Consider the following 5571-nt stretch of genomic DNA (forward strand, 5'->3'; position numbering starts at 1 on the left):
GCGGCTTCCTGTGTCTGGCCGAAAGCGCGGAGTCCGGCCGGTTTGTCCCAAAGGAACATTTCAAGCACGAGGATGTAAACGTGAACGAGTGCGATGAGGCCGACAACGATATTGGCAATGGTGGACACAAGCTCTCCTTACCCCAATGTTGCATAAGAATATTTGAAAAGTTAGCTAAACTATTGGTAACATAATTGATATAGTCAAGTTGCTATCATTTTCTGGATGTCACGTATGGTGAAGTCCAAGAATGTCAGGGTTTTTCTCATTTTTTTACCTTTCAGGAAAGCTGGAGGACTTCAGATCCCGTGTTGTCAAGGGATCGCGGTAGCCGATTACAGCTTCACCCTTGACGCCTTGTTGGAGCGAAGCGGAAATCCCGCTTGCGGGGGCTCTGAAGCCCTCCAGCTTTTGCAACGTTGGGGGCTACTCACGGGAAATTCAGATCCTGCCTGAAGACTGAGGTTATTGCCTTGGCAATTGTCCGGTGACCGGCCCTGTTGGGGTGCAACCCGTCGGGTAATAAAAGGTCGGTCCGAATCCGCCGGTTTTCTTCGAAAAAAGGATGGTGCAGGTCGACGACGGCGACCTCGCTCTCGGTTGCGTGGTGGATCAGGTCTTTTACCATCGCCTCCATTTTCTCGGTAAACCGATCATACCCCCCCTGAGGTGGAGAAAAATCGTTTGCCCGTGCAGCGGTGACGTTGACCGGTAAGGGAAGGCCGATGACCGGCGCCATGCCGTGGTGTCGGGCCTGGACGATCATGGAGAAAAGATTGCCGAGAATCGTGTTGACTTCCCAATTCCACCACAAATCGTTTGTCCCGCCCATGATGAAGACGAATGCTGGCTTGGTAACCACCACCTCCGGATAGAAGCGTGACAGCATCCCTGTTGTCGTGTCCCCGCCGATCCCGCAGTTGATTACATCGATGTTTAGGGCGTTAGCCACCAGTGCCGGCCACGTGTGGCCGGTGGGGATGTCCGTGCCTTCGGTCAGGCTGTCGCCGATACAGACCATGCTTTTCATAAACACCTCCTTTGACTTCCGGTTGCGGATTAACAGGTGGAAATAGTTACAACACCAATCCGGCTACACTTTGTTACAAAGTGATACGCCTTTGCAATGCTCTTTTTCAAGCATGGCGTTAGATTCTATTCAACCGATGACTGCGATGTCATCCGTAAACCGGGGCTATCAAGCCAAAGGAGGCAGCAATGAAGAAAACAACCATCATGATTGTCATCACCCTTTCAACTCTCTTTCTCATCGGCGGTGTGGCCGCCTGCAAACACGGGCACCGTCCCGGCGGCTTCGACGAGTTCGACCTGGCAGCGGTTACCACCCGCATCGCATCCCGGTTGGACCTGACGGAATCCCAGAAGGCAGACCTGGAGCAGATTGCCGGAGAGATTGCTGAGAAGGCTAAAGGCATGCATGCGGACCATGCAAGCCGGCGCCAGGAGATAGCTGACCTTATTCGTCAGGATACCGTCGGCAGGGATGTGGTCGATGGGCTGATCGACGACAAGTTGACTCGTGTGAGAGAGATGGCCGATTTTGCAGCGGAACGGCTGATCGCTTTTCACGGGACGCTGAGGCCGGAGCAGCGGGAGAAGATCGCCGCACACATCGAAGACCGTTCGTCCGGCGGTTGTCGATTCGGTTGGCGCTGATCCGGCTTGCCGGTTGCGGGTCTTTGGTGCATTGGCTTCCGCATCGATGGCCCGCGGCCGGGTAAAATATGCTGAAAGGCTGTATCCGGAGGAGATCCCGGGAGAGACGGCTTTTCTTTGGCGTAAAAAGCTGATACCAGACGATGAGGCGGCCATTGCGCCGCGTTGCGTTCTCGAATACCTGCCGTAGGGGATTGGCATGTCCTGGACAATTCTGGTCATCGACGACGATGAAAAACTCAATCGGCTGCTTAAACGATTCCTGAAGGACTATGGCTTCGAGGTCTATTCGGCGGTCGATGCCCATGAAGGCCTTGTCAAATGCAGAACCGTATTGCCGGACCTGATCATTTTAGATGTCATGCTGCCCGGCATGACCGGTTTCGACGTCTGCAAGCGCATCCGGGAAACCAGTGCTGTGCCGATCATCATGCTCACCGCGAGAGGGGATGTGATGGACAAGGTGGTTGGGCTGGAACTGGGGGCCGACGATTACCTGCCCAAACCTTTCGAGCCCCGCGAACTGGTGGCCCGCATGCAGGCGGTGCTGCGCCGGGTTCAGAACACCGGCTCGGACCGCCGCCGGCGCTTCGGGCCATTGACCATCGATTTTCACCGCCGGAAGGTCTGGTTGGCGGATCAAGAGGTCGACCTGACCACCAGCGAGTTCGCCGCGCTGGATCTGCTGGTACGGCACGCCGGAAAAGTGCTGGACAGGGATGAGATCATGCAGGCCCTTCGCGGTATCGACAGCGAGTGCTTCAATCGTGTGGTCGACATAACCATGAGCCGGCTTCGCCAGAAGCTGGGTGACGATCCCAGACGCCCGCAATATATCAAAACAGTGTGGGGAACCGGATATACTTTCGTGGCCCGGGAGGCGGTGGATGAAACCCCGTCGCGTTAAACGGCTGTTTGGCTCCGTCTTCACCCGGCTGCTGCTCGCCACCCTGGCCGCCGGCCTGGCCATCACCTTCACGGTGATCGCCGGTTTCATGATTATTCGCTTGCACACGGAAAATGACTTCAAGAGAAATCTATTATTCTACACCGAATACCTGGTGGAAGACCTGGGAGACCCGCCGGACGAACATCGGGCACAGGAGATCGCCCGGCGCACCGGCATGGTGATCCGCTTCGACCATCCCGAGCATTCCTGGCAGACCGGCCCACTGCCGCGGTTCTTTAACTTTGGCAGGGCCTGGATTCACCAGGACGCTTCCGGAATGCAGATGGGCAGTTCCAAAGGGCACCACTTCATTCGTCTCTCCCACGCGGGCGGCGAGCTGATCTTTATCGCCACCCGAGACCCGCATCACAGCGATGAGGCCATCTGGATACTCACCGCCATGGCAGTCGCCATGGGCGCGATTCTCGGGTTAGCCTACTTCTACATCCGCAGAATACTCAAACCTCTGCACGCCCTCAAGGCCGGCGTGGATGAGGTGGGTGCCGGCAGGCTGTCCCACCGCATCCCCGAAGCCGGCCACGGCGAACTGCGAGATCTGGCCGAGGCCTTCAACGCCATGGCCGAGCGGCTTAACCGTCTGCTTCACAGCAAGGAACAACTGCTGCTGGACGTCAGCCATGAATTGCGTTCTCCCATCACCCGCTTGAAGGTGCAGCTCGAGTTTCTTGAAGATGCGGACGCCCGGGAATCCCTGCGCAGCGACCTGGCGGAGATGGAGGCCATGGTGGCCACGCTCCTCGAATCGGCTCGCCTGAGGCACACGGCTGCCGCACTGAGCCTGAAAAGCGTCAGCATGGGCGACCTGATCCGGTCGCTGATACCGGAATTCAAGGATCGCCGGCCGGGTGTCGAACCCGGCCCGCTGGTGGATGTACCGGTCAACGCCGACCCGGAGAAGATGAGAAGCGTCTTGCGCAATCTTTTGGACAATGCATTGAAACACACCCCTGATGACGGGCCGGCGGTTTCGATATCAATGGCCCATAGGCAGGATCGCCTTGAAATCGTCGTCGAAGATCGGGGCGAGGGGATTCCCGCCGCGGCGCTGCCCCATCTGTTCGAACCGTTTTACCGGCCGGACATTTCCCGTTCACGCAAGACCGGCGGATATGGACTGGGGCTGAGCCTGTGCAAGGCCATTGTCGATGCCCACGGCGGCAGCATCGATCTGGTCAGCACGCCGGGTGAAGGCACACGGGTGACGGTGGGCCTTTTGCTGCGGTGAACCATCAGGACGGGTCCGCCTTCCCCAGTTTTTGAACCGTGATACCCGGCGCATTCCCCGTCGCATGTCGTAGCGAAGCAGAGGTACCGAGACCCGGTACGGCGGGGTCTGTGAGCGGACTGGAAATCGATTTTCATCATTACGGTGAGGGTTGTTGCCAACCAAGCGGAGAAACATGCCGTCGATACGCGTTTAATCGCCGGTGCGGGGTTCGCCTATTATCCGATTCCCAAAAACCGCAGGATCATCTGGATGGGGTAGAAGACAAACCGGTCTAATACATTAAAATACATCAAGGCGATGACGATCATGAACCCGTAAGGCTCGATCCGGCTATAGGCCATGGCCTGCCTGGGCGGCAGGAGCCCCACCATCACCCGGCCGCCGTCCAGCGGCGGAATGGGGATCAGGTTGAAGATTGCCAGAAAGACATTGAGCTGGATGGCGACAATCAGAAACAGCAGCAGACCCCGGATGTGGATACCGGCCATGAGCATGGCCTTGAAGACGACGGCCAGGACAGCGGCCAGAAAGAGGTTGATCATCGGACCGGCCAAGGCCGACCACATCATGCCGCGCCTGGGGTCCTTGAAGTTGCGCGGATCGATGGGCACCGGTTTGGCCCAGCCGAAGACCACCGGCGACTTCATGAGGATCAGCATGGCCGGCAGCAGAACCGTGCCGAAGGGGTCGATGTGATCCTTCGGGTTCAGGGTCAAGCGCCCCTGGGATTCGGCGGTATGGTCGCCCAGCCGCCTGGCCACCCAGCCATGGGCAAACTCGTGAAAGGTCAGGGCCATGAACAGCGCCAGCACTTTAAGCAGGATCAATCCGATATCCACGATCTTGGGTCCCTTCGTCAAGAGGTCCACCGGTTGGGTCATTCCATTGAAACAGCCATATATCATCTCGGGCTGTTTTTTTGAAAGACTTTTCCTGAAAGGTAAAAATAATGAGAAAAACGGTGACATTCTTGGACTTCACCCTTCGTGACATCCAGAAAATGATAGCAACTTGACTATATCAAATATGTTTCCAATAGTTTAGCTGATTTTTCAAATATTTTTATGCAACGATGGGGCTAATTAAAGAGACCCATGCAATCTAATAAATCGTATGCCTGTACCGTAAAATTCTGAGAAGACACGATCCCACTTTTTAAGGATTTCTTTTGTTCACGGAACTATTGACACGTGCCACAATGTGGTATAATTTAATGTATAAATACTTGGTTCAAACTAATTAAAAATCGATCCTGTTTAAAATAAGGTTTATGTTTCATTGAACCGCGATAGCGAACGCTTTCCACGTCACTTTTGGCTGCGTTAGCGAGAGAACTGAAAATTTGATATATTTTCTTACGGAAAACCCTCTCCGCACCACGCAGGGCAGAGGGTTTAATATTATATTCGAATAGTTATACTGGATTTACGGCTATAACGTATCTCAAAAGTAAGGATCAGGGTTCAGGGACAGGCATGCAACGTCGAAAAACATAGCATACAGGTAGTATGTGAGCATTTTGAGTCGTTGAACAACGCCGCCATGGGCACTTAGACTATTTTTGAAATATGTTCTACTATTGTTAACACGTTTTTTCACCGCAACAACAGGTTCGAATGCTTGCCTTGTTACGAGCAGCATCTCCTATTTCCACGCCCAAAGTATACGACGCTATTTTTGAGCAAACCTTTGGGAG

The 5571-nt window shown here is 54.9% G+C and carries 6 protein-coding genes; 3 read left to right on the plus strand and 3 right to left on the minus strand.

Annotation, left to right across the window (positions count from 1 at the left end; all coding sequences use genetic code 11):
* Positions 1–128, minus strand: a 128-nt coding sequence (locus tag QNK41_RS23055) for a DUF1304 family protein (protein WP_413815120.1), incomplete at its 3' end; no start/stop codon positions are given.
* Between the two features lie 302 nt (positions 129–430).
* Complete coding sequence (locus QNK41_RS12440; RefSeq protein WP_319257335.1) at positions 431–1030, minus strand: GDSL-type esterase/lipase family protein; 600 nt, start codon at positions 1028–1030, stop codon at positions 431–433.
* A 188-nt stretch (positions 1031–1218) separates the two neighbouring features.
* On the opposite strand from QNK41_RS12440, the gene QNK41_RS12445 reads away from it, so the two are divergent.
* The 3 genes from QNK41_RS12445 (at position 1219) to QNK41_RS12455 (ending at position 3872) form a co-directional block, all read left to right on the plus strand.
* Positions 1219–1677 (plus strand): Spy/CpxP family protein refolding chaperone, encoded by a 459-nt coding sequence (locus QNK41_RS12445; RefSeq protein ID WP_319257337.1) that lies wholly within the window; start codon positions 1219–1221, stop codon positions 1675–1677.
* A 199-nt stretch (positions 1678–1876) separates the two neighbouring features.
* The gene (locus QNK41_RS12450; RefSeq protein WP_319257339.1) at positions 1877–2584 is read left to right on the plus strand and encodes a response regulator transcription factor; all 708 of its coding nucleotides are present in this window, start codon (positions 1877–1879) and stop codon (positions 2582–2584) included.
* The gene (locus tag QNK41_RS12455; RefSeq protein ID WP_319257341.1) at positions 2565–3872 is read left to right on the plus strand and encodes a sensor histidine kinase; all 1308 of its coding nucleotides are present in this window, start codon (positions 2565–2567) and stop codon (positions 3870–3872) included. Before QNK41_RS12450 ends, QNK41_RS12455 begins: the two co-directional genes overlap by 20 nt.
* Positions 3873–4090: 218 nt before the next feature.
* On the opposite strand, the gene QNK41_RS12460 is transcribed toward QNK41_RS12455, so the two are convergent.
* The gene (locus QNK41_RS12460) at positions 4091–4735 is read right to left on the minus strand and encodes a site-2 protease family protein (protein ID WP_319257343.1); all 645 of its coding nucleotides are present in this window, start codon (positions 4733–4735) and stop codon (positions 4091–4093) included.
* Between the last annotated feature and the right edge of the window lie 836 nt (positions 4736–5571).

This window comes from Desulfosarcina sp. (genome assembly GCF_033791525.1).
Taxonomy (GTDB): Bacteria; Desulfobacterota; Desulfobacteria; order Desulfobacterales; family Desulfosarcinaceae; genus Desulfosarcina.